Raw genomic sequence first — 14,929 nt, 5'->3', positions numbered from 1 at the left:
GAGTCATATGGAGCAGATAGTGATCATCTCTTTCGTACGACGACGAAGTCAGCGAGCGCTGTGAGCTGCGCCCGCACGGTGGGCGGCATGTCGACGCGGTGCAGTGCCTCGATGGCGACGGCATGCTGTCGACGTGCCTCCTGAGCGGTCCATTCACGGCCGCCCGCCTCCTCGATGAGCGCCGCACGGGCGGCGAACTCCTCTTCGGAGAAGCTGTCGAAATCACTGCTCTTGGCGTCGGCGGCGAGCAGTTCACCGAGGCGCTCCGAGGCCGGTCCGCCCGCGGCGAGCGCGGCGACGACCGGCAGCGACTTCTTGCGCTGGCGCAGATCGCTCCAGGTCTGCTTGCCGGTGGACTCGGGGTCACCCCAGATACCGAGCAGATCGTCGACGGCCTGGAAGGCGAGGCCGAGGTGGTGGCCGTACGCCTCCAGGGTGTCGGCGGTACGGTCGTCGGCGCCGCCGAGGACCGCGCCGATGGAGCAGGCGCAGGCGAGCAGGGCGCCGGTCTTGTTGCCCTCCATCTCCAGGCACTCCTCGACGGTGACCCGCTCGCGGTGCTCGTAGGAGATGTCCTGGGCCTGACCGTCGATGAGCTTGCGGGTGGCGACGGTCAGCCGGCGGGCCGCCCGGCCCGCCTCGACGGTGCCGAGCTCCAGCAGGATCTCGTTGGCGAGCGCGAAGAGCGCGTCGCCGACGAGGATCGCCTGGGCGGGGCCGTGCACCTTCCAGACGGTGTCGCGGTGGCGGCGCTGTTCGTCACCGTCCATCAGGTCGTCGTGCAGCAGCGAGAAGTTGTGCACGAGTTCGACGGCCACGGCGCCCGGGACGCCTGCCTCGGCGGTGGCGCCGGCCGCTTCCGCGGACAGCAGGGCGAGCGCCGGGCGCACGGCCTTGCCGCCGTCGCCGTCGGAGGGCCGTCCCTGGGCGTCGATCCAGCCGAAGTGGTAGGCGGCGACGGTGTCCATGGGCGGTGCGAGCCGGTCAACGGCGGCCCGGAGCACCGGCGTGGAAAGGGCCCGTCCGCGCTCCAGAAGCGCGGTGACGTCCGTGTCGGCCACGGTGTCGAAAGCCGGGTTCGCCGGGGTCACTGACTCTCCTCTTGTTCCGGTGGTACTGCTCATGCCGCCTCCTGCAGCGGATGTTCGTGGGAGCGGCCGAGCGCCCGGAGCGCGGCGTCCGCCGCGCTGAATCCGCTGCGGACGGCACCCTCCATCGTCGCGGGCCAGCCGGTGGCCGTCCACGCCCCGGCCAGGCTGAGGCCGGGGGCACGGGTGCCGGCTCCGGGCCGCAGTCGGCCGACGCCGGGGGCGGGGGCGAAGGTCGCCGTGCGCTCCCGGGTGACGAAGAAGTCTCTGATCCCGGCTCCTCGGGCGGCCGGAAGGAGCCGCTCCAGCTCGGGCAGGTAACGCCTCCGCAGCTCGGCGACGGGTAGGTCGATCTCCTCGTCCGCGGCGGACTGGGACACCGCGAGGTACTGCCCGGGGCCGGTGAGGCCCGAGGCGTCCGTACGGTCGAAGACCCACTGGACCGGGGAGCCGAGCGCGGCGAAGAACGGGCGGCGCAGCACCTTGCGGTCGTAGACGACGTGCACGTTGAGGATCGGCGAGGTGCCGATGTCGAGCAGCCGCTCCGGCGCGTCGAGCGCCCCCGCGGGCAGCAGGTCGTGGGTCTCGCGCTGCGGGACGGCGAGGACAACAGTGTCGGCCTCGATCCGCTCGCCGCCGGCCTCGACGGCCCAACGGCCGTCCTGCGTACGGGTGACGGAGGACGCTCTGGTGCGCAGCTCGGTGCGTACGCCGGCGGAGTCGAGTGCCTTGCGGACCAGCGTGTCGTGGATCTCGCCGAGCGGCACGCTCGCCCAGCCGATGTCGGCGGCGCCGGGCTCGGAGAGGAGTCCGGTCTTGAACACCTTCGCGGCGAGGGCCAGCGAGGAGTTCGGCGCGGTGGCGTTGAGCGTGGCGACGCCGACCAGGTCCCAGAGGGCCTCGATGGTGCGCGGCGACTGACCGTGCCGGGTGAGCCAGCTGCCGAAGTCGACGGCGTCGAGCGCGGGGTCGTCCGGGTCGAGGCGGCCCAGCGCCAGTGCGGCGCGTCCGACGCTCGCCCGCTCGGTGAGCGAGAGATGCGGATAGCCGACGAGTCCGGCGGCGAGGTGGAACGGCACCGGCAGCGCGTTGCGGCGCAGCCGTCCCAGCCGGGGGCCCGCGGGGCGTCCGACATCGAGAACGGGCACGTCCAAACGGTTTTGCAGGGGCGCCAGGCGCGTTCCGTCGACGCGGTCGAGGAACCAGCGGTAGGCGGTGCAGCAGCGCAGGTAGACGTGCTGTCCGTTGTCGACCGTCAGTTCGCCGCGCCGGAAGGAGAAGGCGAGCCCGCCGAGCCGGGGCCGCCCTTCGAGCAGGGTCACGTCAAGCCTGGCGTCGGCGAGCCGCAGGGCCGCGGTGATGCCGGCGAGTCCGCCGCCGATCACGACCGCGTGGGAGGAACGCGGGGCGTCGTTCGTCATGCACCCTCCTTTCGCCGGGTCACTTCAGTCAGGGACGCGTCAGTACACCAGAGGGTTGACCACCGATGGAAGCGCGTTTCCGTGCCGCACATGGTGCGCGAGATGTCCGTCCGGCGCATCAGACACGCCCCCGGGCCGTCCGGCGGGAGACGTAGCGCGCGTCGAGACCCGAGAGTCCGCGCACCGCGACGTACGCCTTCTCGTGGCCCGGCAGCGAGACCCGGCCGCGCAGCACCGCCTCGGGGTCGCGCTCGATCCGGTCCAGCAGCCGGCGGTAGATGCCCGCCATCGCCGCGACACAGGCGCCGCTGCGCCGGTCCAGCATCGGCAGCAGCCGGTACCCCTCGGCAAACAGGGTGCGGGCGCGCCGTACCTCGAAGTGGACCAGGCCCGCGAAGTCCGCGCCGGGCGGCGGAGTGGCCCGGTGGAACCCGGCCGAGCAGCCGAACTTGGCGAGGTCGTCGGCGGGCAGATACGTACGCCCGTTACCGGCGTCCTCGCGGACGTCGCGCAGGATGTTGGTCAGCTGGAGCGCGAGGCCGAGCGTGTCGGCGTACTCCGCTGCCCGGTCGGCACCCGGAGCGCCCGGTTCCGTACCGAAGACACCCAGGCTGAGGCGGCCGATGGCACCCGCGACACAGCGGCAGTAGACCTTGAGGTCGTCCCAGGTCTCGTACGTCGCGCCGCGCACATCCATCAGCACGCCATCGATGAGTTCGTCGAGCCCACCGAGCGGGAGCGGGAATCTGCGTGCGGCGTCGGCGAGCGCGACGGCCACCGGGTCGGTGTCGTCCTCGTCGATCGCGCCGTCGCGGATCCGGTCCAGGACGGTGCGGGTGCTCTCCAGTCGGGTCCGCTTGGTCTCCGGCTCCAGCTCGCCGTCACCGATGTCGTCGACGCGACGGGAGAAGGCGTACAACGCCGACATGGCCTGTCGCTTCTCGGCCGGCAGCAGCCTGATGCCGTACGCGAAGTTACGCGCCTGCTGTCCGGTGACCGCCTCGCAGTAACTGTATGCGGCCTGTACCGGTGCCGACATGTACGTCGTCTGTCCCTCCACGGTCCGGCTCACCCCTCTCTACGCGCTCTTCGCAAGACAACTCCCACCTCGCGCAGCAGGCTGGGCTTGGTGGGCTTGGGCGGTCCGGGCAGTACGTCGAACCCGGCGGCCGCGATCGCGGTGAGGGCGGCACGCCCCCCTCCCACGAATCCGGCGAGAAGCAGCTTGAGCCTGCCGTGGACGCTACCCACCAGAGGGGTGCCTTCATTCAGCAGTTCCCGAGCGCGTTCTGCTTCGTACGCAACCAGTGAACGCACCGATGCGCCCCCCGAGGGGGCGGCCAGATCGGTTTCGCGGACGTGGAACCGGGCCATGTCGTCCGCGGGCAGGTAGATCCGGTCGGCGGCGAGATCCTCGGCGACGTCCTGGAGGTGCTCGACGATCTGCAGGGCCGTGCAGACGGCGTCGGAGCGGCGGATGCGTTCGGGGCTGGCGGTTCCGGTGATCTGCAGGACCAGTCGGCCCACGGGATTGGCGGAGAGCTCGCAGTACGCGGCGAGTTCCTCGTACGTCCCGTAGCGGCGGACCTTCTGGTCCTGCCGATTCGCCTCGATGAGGCCGAGGAAGGGTTCGGGGGTGAGCGAGCAGCGCCGCACGGTGGGGCGCAGCGCGCGCAGCAGGGGGTGGTGCGGATCCTCGCCCGCGGTGTCGAAGACCCGGTGCAGATCGGCCTCGAAGGCATCGAGCATGGCGAGCCGGTCGTCGGTCTGCTCGGGATCGAGGCCGAGGTGGCGGGCGTCCGCGCCGCCGGGGGCGAGGTCGCCGTCGCCGATGTCGTCGACGAGACGGGCGTAGCCGTAGACGGCCATCAGGTCGTCGCGCCAGGCGCGCGGCAGAAAGAAGGGGGCTACCGGGAAATTCTCGTCCGCTGCCTTGTCCAGGGTGCTGGGCGCGGCGGCATCGTGGTGCGCCTGCCGGGTAGGGGTCACCACCGACCGCCCGGCGCTGGGACGGCGTGAGCACCTCGGAGCTGGAGATCTTCCGTCATAGCCGTCACATCTCCCGTTCTACACTGCTGACCCAAAACATCCCATTCCGGACACGCCGCCCGCTCTGCCCAGTGCGGAGCACGCCGTCGGGCCATATGGCCAGGCGGTATCGCCCCACTTGCAACGAATCAGCACCACTACAGCTTACGTTGTACAACGCTCATCGATACGTCGGGGTGTTGCGCGCAGAGGAACAACGCGTCCTGCCCCGCCAACCTTCCCCGTGCGCAAGGAAATTGACGTCATCCGCCGGGAGGAGATCTTCTCCGGGGCGTACCGCCGGGCGTGCAGGCCGCACGGCGGGATCCGTGGTCCGGACACCGAGGCGGCCTCCACCGGAGAGTTCCGGCGGAGGCCACCTCGGCGCCACGGGACCGAAATCGCGCTATTTGCCGGTCTCGCGCTCGTATGCCTTGAGGACCTCGTCCGTCGGACCGTCCATCAGCAGCTCACCCTTTTCCAGCCAGAGCACCCGGTCGCAGGTGTCCCTGATGGACTTGTTGCTGTGGCTGACCAGGAAGACGGTGCCCGCCTCCTTGCGGAGTTCCCTGATGCGCTTCTCGGAGCGGATCTGGAACTTACGGTCACCGGTGGCCAATGCCTCGTCGATCATGAGGACGTCGTGGTTCTTCGCGGCGGCGATGGAGAAGCGCAGCCGGGCGGCCATGCCGGAGGAGTACGTCCGCATCGGCAGGGTGATGAAGTCGCCCTTCTCGTTGATGCCGGAGAAGTCGACGATCCCCTGGTAGCGCTCGCGGATCTCCTCGCGCGACATGCCCATCGCGAGGCCGCCGAGCACGACGTTGCGCTCGCCGGTCAAATCGCTCATCAGCGCCGCGTTGACCCCCAGCAGCGACGGCTGGCCATCGGTGTACACCTTGCCGTGCTCGGTCGGCAGCAGCCCGGCGATGGCCCGCAGCAGGGTCGACTTGCCGGAACCGTTCGTCCCGATGAGGCCGATGGCCTCGCCGCGGTAGGCGGTGAAGGAGACGCCGCGGACGGCGTGCACCTTCCGTACGCCGCGCGCCTCGCCCTTGCCGCGGCGCAGTATCCGGCTCAGCGCCGCGGTGGCGCTGCCCTTGCCTCCGCCGGCGCCGTTGACCCGGTACACGATGTGCACGTCGTCGGCGATGACGGTGGGGACGCGCCCTGAAGTGTTGTCGTCAGCCACGGCCGTACCGTTCCTCTGCCTTCCAGAAGTACACGAAGCCCACCAGGCCGACGAGGACCGCCCAGGCGAGCGCCACGATCCAGACGTGCGCCGGCAGGTTGCCCGCGCCGTAGCCGTCGATCAGCGCGAAGCGGATCAGGTCCATGTAGATGGCCGCCGGGTTGTACTGCAGCACATCGGCGATCCAGGCCGGCTTGTCCTTGAGCATCACCGGGATGGAGAACATGACGCCCGACGCGTACATCCAGGTCCGCATGACGAAGGGCATGAGCTGGGCGAGGTCGGGGGTCTTGCTGCCCAGCCTGGCCATGATCAGCGCCAGTCCGGTGTTGAAGAAGAACTGCATGGCCAGCGCCGGAATGATCAGCAGCCAGGAGAGACTCGGGTAGCTGCCGAACGCGATGGCCACGACCGCGAGCACGATCATCGAGTACAGCAGCTGCTGGAGCTGCTGGAGCGAGAACGAGACGGGCAGCGAGGCGCGCGGGAAGTGCAGCGCACGGACCAGCCCCAGGTTGCCGGAGATGGCCCGCACACCCGCCATCACCGAGCTCTGGGTGAAGGTGAAGACGAAGACGCCGGTCACCAGGAACGGGATGAAGACGTCCTGGGTCATTCCCTTCCGGGTCCCCAGGATCAGCCCGAAGATCAGGTAGTAGACGAGGGCGTTGAGCAGCGGCGTGGCCACCTGCCACAGCTGGCCGAGCTTCGCCTGGCTGTACTGGGCGGTCAGCTTCGCTCGGGAGAACGCCAGGATGAAGTGGCGTCGGCCCCAGAGCTGCCGGATGTACTCGAAGAGCCCTGGCCGGGCGCCGCTCACCGTCAGGCCGTACTTGGCGGCCCTCTCGGCCGCGCTCAGGCCGTCGTCGGCGGATGGTGGGGTGCTCAGTGCGACCGCACCATCATGGGTTGTGTCACTCACCAGATGAAACTCTCGTATTCAAGATGCGCAGCCAGTCGCGGGCGCGTTTCGGAGCGGACAGGTCCCGTGGAGAAGAAGTACGTCTCATGCTCTCAGAGGAGAGCCTCTCAGATCACGGGAGGCCGACCCAGTCTGGTCAGCCGCCATACGGTGCGCCAGCTCATAGGGCGGCGGGTGCCGCAGGGCGTGGACCAGCCTTCCCGGAAGCCGCCGAACCAAGCCTTCAGTGCCGGGCCGGAGGGCTTGCGGAGCAGGGTCAGCAGCAGCCACACGCCGAGGTAGACGGGAACCAGCGGGGCGGGCAGGTTGCGCCGGGCCAGCCACACCCGGTTGCGGGCCACCATGCGGTGGTACACCGCGTGCCGTGACGGAGCGGTGGTCGGGTGGTTGAGGACCATGTCTGCGCGGTAGTCGATCATCCAGCCGGCGTCCAGCGCCCGCCAGGCGAGGTCGGTCTCCTCATGCGCGTAGAAGAACTGGCCCGGCAGCGGCCCGACGTCGGCGATGACCTTGGTGCGTACGGCGTTGGCGCCGCCGAGGAAGGTCGTCACCCGCGAGGAGCGCAGCGGGTCGGAGGCCCGCAGCCGTGGCACGTGGCGGCGCTGAGTGACACCGGTGTCGGGGTCGGCGATACGGAAGCTGATGATGCCCAGCTCGGGGTCGGCCTCGAAAGCCCGCCGGCACAGCTCGGCGGTGTCGGTGAGCGGCAGGAGTCCGTCGTCGTCGAGGAAGAGCAGTGCGTCCACATCGGCGCCGGACGGGCCGAAGGCCTCGATCCCGACATTGCGGCCGCCGGGGATGCCCAGGTTCTCGGGCAGCTCGATGGTGCGTACGCCTGCGGGGACGTCCGGTACGGGGGCGCCGTTGCCGACGACCACCACCTCGATCCGGTCGCCGTCCTGCTCGGCGACCGAATCGAGGAGGGCACGCAGCTCTGCGGGGCGGTTACCCATCGTGATGATGACCGCGCCGAGCTTCATCGGATTGCTCACTTCAGCCTGCTCGACGCCAGGATCGACACGAGGTGCAGCAAGGTCTGCAACAGGGCGATGCCGGCCAGTACCGCGACCATGAGACGGCTGAAGAACAGATCGTCCCTGACCGCGTCGAGGACGGCCGTCACCAGGATCACCAGCGACGCCTCGATGCCGAGGATCAGCCGGTGGAACTTGAGCGCACCGGCGGCCCGGCGAGCGAGCGCCATGCCGGACGAGCGCGGCTCGGAGGCGGCCTCCTTGACCGGCGGCAGACCGCCCTGGTGGCGTGCGACGCCGACGAGGTCGGTCTCGGCCTTGATCAGGATGGCGCCGAGGGCCGCCAGAGTGCCCAGGAAGGCCCACAGCCAGTCGATCCGTCCGGAGCCCCACGGGTCGGCGGCGCGCAGGCCGAAGCCGACCAGCACGGCGGCGTCGCAGAGATACGCGGCGACGCGGTCCATGTAGACCCCGCCCAGTGAGAACTGCTTCTTCCAGCGGGCCACCTCGCCGTCGACACAGTCGAGCAGCAGGTAGAGCTGGACCATGAGGACGCCGAGCAGCGCTCCGGGAATGCCGGGAACGAGCAGGGCGGGCGCGGCGAGCACGCCCGCGAGGGTCATCACGTAGGTCAGCTGGTTGGGCGTGACCCTGGTGTTCACCAGGTGCCGGTCCACGCGCAGGGAGATCTCGCGCATGTAGAGCCGACCCGCCCAGTGTTCGCCGCTGCGCCGGTCCTTCACGCCCGGAGGGTGCACGACCGGACGGAGTTCAGCTATGGATGGCTTTTGCATAGTCGGCGTACGCGTCCCTGATCTGGTCGGTGGACAGGTTGAGGTGTTCCAGGATCGTGAAGCGGCCCGGGCGGGTCTGCGGGGCGTAGTCGACGGCCTGGACGAACTCGTCGGCGGTGAAGCCGATCTCTTCGGCCAGGACGGGCAGACCGTGGCGGCGCAGGGTGGCCGCCATGAGCAGCGACTCCGCGCGTGCACCGCGCAGGTACATGGCGAAGCAGGCACCGAGACCGACCTGCTCGCCGTGGCTCGCCGCACGCTTGGGGTACAGCAGGTCGAAGGCGTGGTTGATCTCGTGGCAGGCGCCCGAGGCTGGCCGGGAGTCCCCGGCGACCGACATGGAGATACCGGTCAGCACGAGGCCCTCGGCCAGCACCTTGAGGAAGGCGTCGTCGCCGATCCCTCCCGGGTGGCGCAGCACGGCCTCGCCGGCCTGCCGGGCCATGGCCGCGGCGAGTCCGTCGATCTCCTCGCCCGTGACCTCGTGCGCGAGTTCCCAGTCGGCCACGCAGGAGATGTTGGAGACCGCGTCGCCGATGCCGGAGCGCACGAAACGGGCCGGTGCCTCGTGGACGACGTCGAGGTCGATGACGACGGCGATCGGGGTGGGGACCCCGTAGGAGCCCCGGCCGTTGTCGTTGTCCAGTGTCGCGACGGGCGAGCAGAGACCGTCGTGCGCGAGGTTCGTCGCCACCGCGACCAGGGGCAGGCCGACGCGTGCCGCCGCGTACTTCGCGACGTCGACGATCTTGCCGCCACCGAGGCCGACCACCGCGTCGTAGCGGCTGCCCCTGATGTCGTCGGCGAGCTTGACGGCCGAGTCGAGGGTGCCGTCGGTGACCGGGTACCAGTGGGCGCCGGGCAGCGCGGGGGCCAGCCGCTCGCGCAGGGCCCGCCCCGAACCCTCGCTGATCGCGACGGCGAGCTTGCCGGAGGCGGAGATCCGCTGGTCGGCGAGGAGGCCGGCCAGATCGTCCAGGGCGCCGCGACGGATGTCGACGACGACCGGGGACGGAATGAGCCGGGTCAGTACTGGCACGCGATCTCACGGCCCTTCGCGAGGTCGTCGTGGTTGTCGATCTCCACCCACGTCACTTCGCCGATGGGTGCCACGTCGACGGTGAAGCCGCGGTTCACGAGCTCCTGGTAGCCGTCCTCGTAGTAGAGGTCGGGGTCGCGCAGATACGTGGTCTTCAGCGCGTCGGCAAGCTCGGCGGCGGCTTCCGGCTCGATGAGGGTGACGCCGATGTACTCGCCGGTCGCGGTGGCCGGGTCCATCAGCTTCGTGATGCGCCGCACACCCTTGTCGCCCTCGGTTATGACCTTCATCTCCTCGTCGGCGAGGTGCTTCACCGTGTCGAGGGCGAGGATGATCTTCTGGCCGTTGCCGCGGGCGGCGAGCAGGGTCTTCTCGACGGAGACCGGGTGGACGGTGTCGCCGTTGGCCAGGATCACGCCGCGCGTCAGGACGTCACGGGCGCACCACAGGGAGTAGGCGTTGTTCCACTCCTCGGCCTTGTCGTTGTCGATCAGGGTGAGGGTGACGCCGTACTTGGCCTCCAGCTCGGCCTTGCGGTCGTACACGGCTTCCTTGCGGTACCCGACGACGACGGCGACCTCGGTGAGGCCGACCTCCGCGAAGTTCGCCAGCGTGAGGTCCAGCACTGTCTTCTCGCCGTCGACTGGCACGAGGGCCTTCGGGAGCGTGTCGGTGTAGGGGCGCAGACGCCGTCCTGCACCGGCTGCCAGTACGAGGCCGATCATGCGGGTTCTCCTTCGTCGTGAACGGCGGGTGCTCCGGAGGACACCCAGAAGCGGATGGACTCCACGAGGACCACCAGTGCCACAGCCACTGCGAGAGCGGTCAGTGCCACGGTGAAAGCTGAATGTCGGGTGAATACGGCGGCGAGTACGGCCACCGCCAGAGTGCGGCCCTCGTGCCCACCGATCGCGCGGACCAGCCACTGGGGCGGCGCGCCGGTGTCGCCACGGATGCGGTACACGGTGTCGTAGTGATGGTAGGCAACGGCCGAGACCAGCCCGAAGGCTGCCGGAAGGGCCCCCGGGACATCGCTGCGAGCCGCGAGGACGAGGACGGTGCAGTACTCCGCCGCCCGGAATATCGGGGGGACGAGCCAGTCGAGGGCGCCCTTGAGGGGGTGTGCCACCGCCATGCCCGAGCAGATCGTGTAGAAGACCGCGGCAAAGATCATCTGCTTGCTGCCGAACGGCTGCTGCAGCGCCGCGGCGATCAGTGCCCCCGTGCCGACGAGCGCGATCACGGGTGCGCTCCAGGTACCCCCGATCCGGGGGCCGCGTGCCGCCACGAACTGGGCGAGGGGACCGAAGTCGGTCAGGTCGGCGAGTGCGCGGGCCGCTCGGTCGGTGCGCTCCGCCTTGCGGGTCAGCGAGCGCAGCAGGCGGCCCGCGGTGGTGTAGCAGGCGGCGAAGGCGCAGCCGATGAGCAGGGTGTAGAAGACGATCCGGGGCGTGGTCACCGCGGTCAGTACCGCGATCATCGCCCAGCGCTCACCGATCGGCAGCACTATCATCCGGCGCAGCCAGACCGTCCAGCCGACGCTGTCGAGCCGGTCGGAGAGAGCTGCCGTGGGGCTCGAATTGGCCACCGCGTCATGGTTGGCCTCGTTGAACGAGAAGTCGATGACATGGCGGCAGGCCTGGAGGACCATCGCGCCGAGGGCCAGTGCCCAGACGTCGTCGCCGCCGCGGGCGGCGCCGAGTGCGAGGCCCGCGTAGTACGCGTACTCCTTGGCCCGGTCGAAGGTGGCGTCCAGCCAGGCGCCCATCGTCGAGTACTGCAGCGAGTAGCGGGCGAGCTGCCCGTCGGTGCAGTCCAGGACGAACGAGAGGAGCAGCAGCAGTCCGGCGGCGATGTAGCCGCCGCGGGTGCCGGTCGCCGCGCTGCTCGCAGCGATCAGCGCGGTGAGCAGGGACGCTGTGGTGACCTGGTTCGGGGTGAGGCCGCGGCGGGCGCACCAGCGGGCGAAGTAGCGGGAGTACGGGCTGATGAAGAACGTGGTGAAGAAGCCGTCGTGGGCCTTCACGGCGCTGCGCAGCCGTACCGCCTCGTCGTCGACCGCGGCGAGACCGCTCCGCGCTGCGGCGCGGGAGGATTCGTCGACCGGTACGGCGGCGACCAGGGAGCCGAGCTCGGGGCGCTGCACGGGGGTGCCTTCGGCGTCCATGGTGACGGCGAGGTGGCCCGGAACGGTGCGGTCGGTGACCGTCGCCGTGGTGCCCGGAACGGTCGGGACGCCCGCGCCGACGGCCGCGGCGGTGGTGCTCAGGGCCCGGACGAGCGCGGGGCGCGCCTCCGGCTGCGCGGTGAGCGCGCCGGGCACGGTGGCAGCGGGGAAGCGCGGGTCGGTGAGTCCGAGCCGGAGGGCGTGGACGTGGCCGACGAAACGGGGATCGACCAGTGCGACGCGCCGGTCGGCGGGGACGTCGGCCAGCAGCCGTGCGGCCTCGGTCACATCGGCGGCGACCTGTACGTCGAAGCCCAGTGACCGCAGATCGTCCGCGAGCGACGATCCGGGTACCGGTGCACCGGTGAGGATGGCGGTCGACAGACGAACTCACTCCTTGGTGCTGACGGGGCCGGCGCGCGACAGTGCGGCCCGGAAGCGGGCCGGCGGCACGTCGGCAGAGGCTATCGGATGAACGGAAGTGGGAGTTCACTGCCCGTTTGTGCTCCGTTCGGGGTGGACCGGCATGATGCGGCGCCGCCCGCGGTCATCATCGTCGATCCCGGCCTCACCTGACAAAACGCGGTGGCGCGGGCCCGTGACCTTCCGGCCGGATCAGGGCGGGGGCAGCGATCTGCCAGGAGCCGGGCCGGCCGGCCCGGCGCGGAGCGCGAGAGGGTCGAACCGGCCTGCGGGGGCTGGTGCCCGCGCCATCCCCGGGCACGTGGGACGGAGCCGTCAGTGATCGCCCCACAGCTCTGACCTGCGATCATTTCCGCAGGTCAGAGCATATGACAACGGTGTTCAGTGCCGTGTTGCCCGATACCCCCCACCCGTAGTTGACTGACAGTGCTCGGACGGATCGCGTCCGAGGTCCGCGCGACGACCGGGAGGCGTCCCCATGGGGGCAGGGCACGACCACGGGCACACACATGGCGGGCCGCCGCCCACCGGCACGGCAGCCGCCGCGTACAAGGGACGGCTGCGGATCGCACTGTGCATCACGCTCACCGTGACGGTCATGGAGGTCGTCGGCGGACTGCTCTCCGGCTCCCTCGCTCTCATCGCCGACGCGGCCCACATGGCGACCGACGCCCTGGGCCTGGGCATGGCGCTGCTGGCGATCCACTTCGCCAACCGGCCCGCCGGGCTCAACCGCACCTTCGGCTTCGCCCGCGCCGAGATCCTCGCCGCCCTGGCCAACTGCCTGCTGCTGCTCGGGGTGGGCGGCTATCTGCTCTTCGAGGCGGTCCAGCGGTTCATCACCCCGGCCGAGACGAGGGGTGGGCTGACGATCGCCTTCGCCCTGGTCGGCCTGGTGGCCAACATGGTCTCGCTGTCGATGCTCATCCGCGGGCAGAGGGAGAGCATCAATGTGCGCGGCGCCTATCTGGAGGTGCTCGCGGACACGCTCGGCTCCTTCGCCGTGCTGATCTCGGCGGGGATCATCCTGGCCACCGGCTGGCAGGCCGCAGACCCGATCGCCTCGCTGGTGATCGGCCTGATGATCGTGCCCCGTACGGTGAAGCTGCTCCGGGAGACGCTCAATGTGCTGCTGGAGGCGGCACCCAAGGGCGTCGACATGGGTGAGGTACGGGCCCACATCACCGCCCTGCCCGGGGTGCTGGGCGTCCATGACCTGCACGCCTGGACGATCACGTCGGGGATGCCGGTGCTCTCCGCCCATGTGGTGGTGCGCCAGGACATGCTGGACTCGATCGGCCACGAGAAGCTGCTCCATGAGCTGCAGGGCTGCCTCGGCGTCCACTTCGACGTGGAGCACTGCACCTTCCAGCTGGAGCCGAGCGGCCATGCCGAGCACGAGGCCAGGCTCTGCCACTGAACCGGCGTTCAGCACCGCCGTGTAGGGTGTCCGGCGAGGCGAGGGCCTCCCCGTGTCCGAGAAGAGGAGCTGAGGTCGATGACCGTCGCGACGGCGCCCAACCGGCGCAGCATCCGGTCCGTCCTCATCTTCCGGGCCCTCGGCTAGCACACCGGCTCACACCGGGTCGACGCGTTGGCCGGAGCCCTCGTACACAAGGGTTTCCCACGGTGACCGACAACGATCACGCCGTCCGTTCCCAGGCGTTCTTCTCCCTGCACCACAACCTTCCCCGGCAGAGTCCCGGTTCCGACGCCACCACCCGGCAGCTGCTGGAGCTCGTCGGCCCGCTGCCGCGCCGTCCGCGCGTCCTGGATCTGGGCTGCGGGCCCGGCCGCGCCGCGCTGCTGCTGGCCGCCGAGGCGGGCGCCGAGGTGACCGCCGTCGATCTCCACGAGCCGTTCCTCGGCGAACTGCGCGAAGCGGCGGCTGCTCGCGGGCTCGGCGACCGCGTCCGTACCGTCCGGGCCGACATGGCCGAGCTCTCCGGCCCCGGCTTCCCGGCCGGGTCGTTCGATCTCGTCTGGGCCGAGGGGTCCGCGTACATCATCGGTTTCGACACCGCGCTGCGTGACTGGAAGCGGCTGCTCGCTCCGGGCGGCACCCTCGTCGTCTCCGAGTGCGTCTGGACGACGGACGCGCCGACCGACGAGGCCCGCGCCTTCTGGGAGCAGGAGACGTCGGTGCGCCCCGTGGCGGCCAACGCGGCGGCGGCCGTGGCGGCCGGCTATCACGTCCTGGGGGTGCGCGTGCAGCCCGACAGCGACTGGGACGAGTACTACATCCCGCTCGCCGAGCGCGTCGAGATCGCCGACCCGTCGGTTCCCGGCATGGAGTGGGCGCTCGCGGCGACCCGCGAGGAGCTGGCCATGCGGCGCGATCACGGTTCGGAGTACGGCTACGCCGGCTATGTACTGCGCCCCGCCGACCCCCGCTGGCCGACGCGGCCGGAGACGGTGGCGGACGTGGCGGCCGTGCGCGCGGTCAACACCGCCGCGTTCCCGACGCCGGACGAAGCAGCTCTCGTCGACGCGCTGCGCAGCGATCCGGAGTCCTGGCTGCCCGGCCTCGGTCACGTCGCGGCCGGCCCGGACGGCGCCGTCGCGGCATACGCGCTGCTGACCCGGTGCCGGGTCGGGGGCGCGCCGGCGCTCGCGCTGGCCCCGGTGGCGACGGCCCCGGAGCATCAGCGGCAGGGCGCCGGTCAGGCCGTGGTGCGGGCCGTGCTCGACGCGGCCCGGCTGCGGGGCGAGTCGCTCGTCCTGGTACTCGGTCATCCGGAGTACTACCCGAGGTTCGGGTTCGTGCCGGCGTCCCGCTACGGGATCCGGCCGGGCTTCGACGTCCCGGACGAGGCGATGATGGCCCTGGTGCTCGACGACTCCGTGCCGGTGCCGCACGGCACGATCCGCTACCCGGCGG

At 70.6% G+C, this 14,929-nt stretch carries 13 protein-coding genes; 2 read left to right on the top strand and 11 right to left on the bottom strand.

From position 1 onward, the window contains the following. Positions 1 to 23 precede the first annotated feature (23 nt). From ACFU8Q_RS28985 to ACFU8Q_RS28935, 11 genes are all read right to left on the bottom strand, one after another. Positions 24 to 1,124: a polyprenyl synthetase family protein gene (locus ACFU8Q_RS28985; protein WP_383763509.1), complete on the bottom strand. Its 1,101-nt coding sequence runs from the start codon at positions 1,122 to 1,124 to the stop codon at positions 24 to 26. Further along, positions 1,121 to 2,509: a hydroxysqualene dehydroxylase HpnE gene (gene hpnE, locus ACFU8Q_RS28980; RefSeq protein ID WP_384459059.1), complete on the bottom strand. Its 1,389-nt coding sequence runs from the start codon at positions 2,507 to 2,509 to the stop codon at positions 1,121 to 1,123. The genes ACFU8Q_RS28985 and hpnE overlap by 4 nt, the downstream gene beginning before the upstream one ends. A 118-nt stretch (positions 2,510 to 2,627) precedes the next feature. Then, positions 2,628 to 3,548, bottom strand: coding sequence for a presqualene diphosphate synthase HpnD (gene hpnD, locus ACFU8Q_RS28975; protein ID WP_266750350.1), 921 nt, complete (start codon positions 3,546 to 3,548; stop codon positions 2,628 to 2,630). A 29-nt stretch (positions 3,549 to 3,577) separates the two neighbouring features. After that, on the bottom strand, positions 3,578 to 4,498 hold the full coding sequence (hpnC, locus tag ACFU8Q_RS28970) for a squalene synthase HpnC (RefSeq protein WP_384459056.1): 921 nt from the start codon (positions 4,496 to 4,498) through the stop codon (positions 3,578 to 3,580). A gap of 445 nt (positions 4,499 to 4,943) precedes the next feature. Beyond that, positions 4,944 to 5,729 carry an ABC transporter ATP-binding protein gene (locus ACFU8Q_RS28965; protein WP_384459053.1) on the bottom strand — a complete coding sequence of 262 codons (786 nt, stop codon included), beginning with the start codon at positions 5,727 to 5,729 and terminating at the stop codon, positions 4,944 to 4,946. Next, positions 5,722 to 6,651: an ABC transporter permease gene (locus tag ACFU8Q_RS28960; protein WP_384459050.1), complete on the bottom strand. Its 930-nt coding sequence runs from the start codon at positions 6,649 to 6,651 to the stop codon at positions 5,722 to 5,724. The genes ACFU8Q_RS28965 and ACFU8Q_RS28960 overlap by 8 nt, the downstream gene beginning before the upstream one ends. Positions 6,652 to 6,758: 107 nt before the next feature. Next, the gene (locus ACFU8Q_RS28955) at positions 6,759 to 7,631 is read right to left on the bottom strand and encodes a glycosyltransferase family 2 protein (RefSeq protein ID WP_384459064.1); all 873 of its coding nucleotides are present in this window, start codon (positions 7,629 to 7,631) and stop codon (positions 6,759 to 6,761) included. Positions 7,632 to 7,639: 8 nt separating this feature from the next. Next, positions 7,640 to 8,419, bottom strand: coding sequence for a CDP-alcohol phosphatidyltransferase family protein (locus ACFU8Q_RS28950; RefSeq protein ID WP_384459047.1), 780 nt, complete (start codon positions 8,417 to 8,419; stop codon positions 7,640 to 7,642). Then, positions 8,397 to 9,458 carry an iron-containing alcohol dehydrogenase family protein gene (locus ACFU8Q_RS28945; RefSeq protein ID WP_384459043.1) on the bottom strand — a complete coding sequence of 354 codons (1,062 nt, stop codon included), beginning with the start codon at positions 9,456 to 9,458 and terminating at the stop codon, positions 8,397 to 8,399. Before ACFU8Q_RS28945 ends, ACFU8Q_RS28950 begins: the two co-directional genes overlap by 23 nt. Further along, complete coding sequence (locus tag ACFU8Q_RS28940; protein ID WP_384459040.1) at positions 9,446 to 10,183, bottom strand: sugar phosphate nucleotidyltransferase; 738 nt, start codon at positions 10,181 to 10,183, stop codon at positions 9,446 to 9,448. The genes ACFU8Q_RS28945 and ACFU8Q_RS28940 overlap by 13 nt, the downstream gene beginning before the upstream one ends. Further along, entirely contained in the window at positions 10,180 to 11,952 is a 1,773-nt protein-coding gene (locus ACFU8Q_RS28935) for a DUF5941 domain-containing protein (RefSeq protein WP_384459062.1), read from the bottom strand. The genes ACFU8Q_RS28940 and ACFU8Q_RS28935 overlap by 4 nt, the downstream gene beginning before the upstream one ends. 574 nt (positions 11,953 to 12,526) lie before the next feature. Here ACFU8Q_RS28935 and ACFU8Q_RS28930 point away from each other — a divergent pair. Further along, the gene (locus tag ACFU8Q_RS28930; protein ID WP_384459037.1) at positions 12,527 to 13,468 is read left to right on the top strand and encodes a cation diffusion facilitator family transporter; all 942 of its coding nucleotides are present in this window, start codon (positions 12,527 to 12,529) and stop codon (positions 13,466 to 13,468) included. A 209-nt stretch (positions 13,469 to 13,677) separates the two neighbouring features. After that, the coding region (locus ACFU8Q_RS28925) for a GNAT family N-acetyltransferase (protein WP_384459034.1) at positions 13,678 to 14,929 on the top strand (1,252 nt) is incomplete at its 3' end.

This window comes from Streptomyces sp. NPDC057543, from assembly GCF_042801895.1.
Classification (GTDB): Bacteria; Actinomycetota; Actinomycetes; order Streptomycetales; family Streptomycetaceae; genus Streptomyces.
This window is presented reverse-complemented; position numbering and strand designations above follow the sequence as displayed.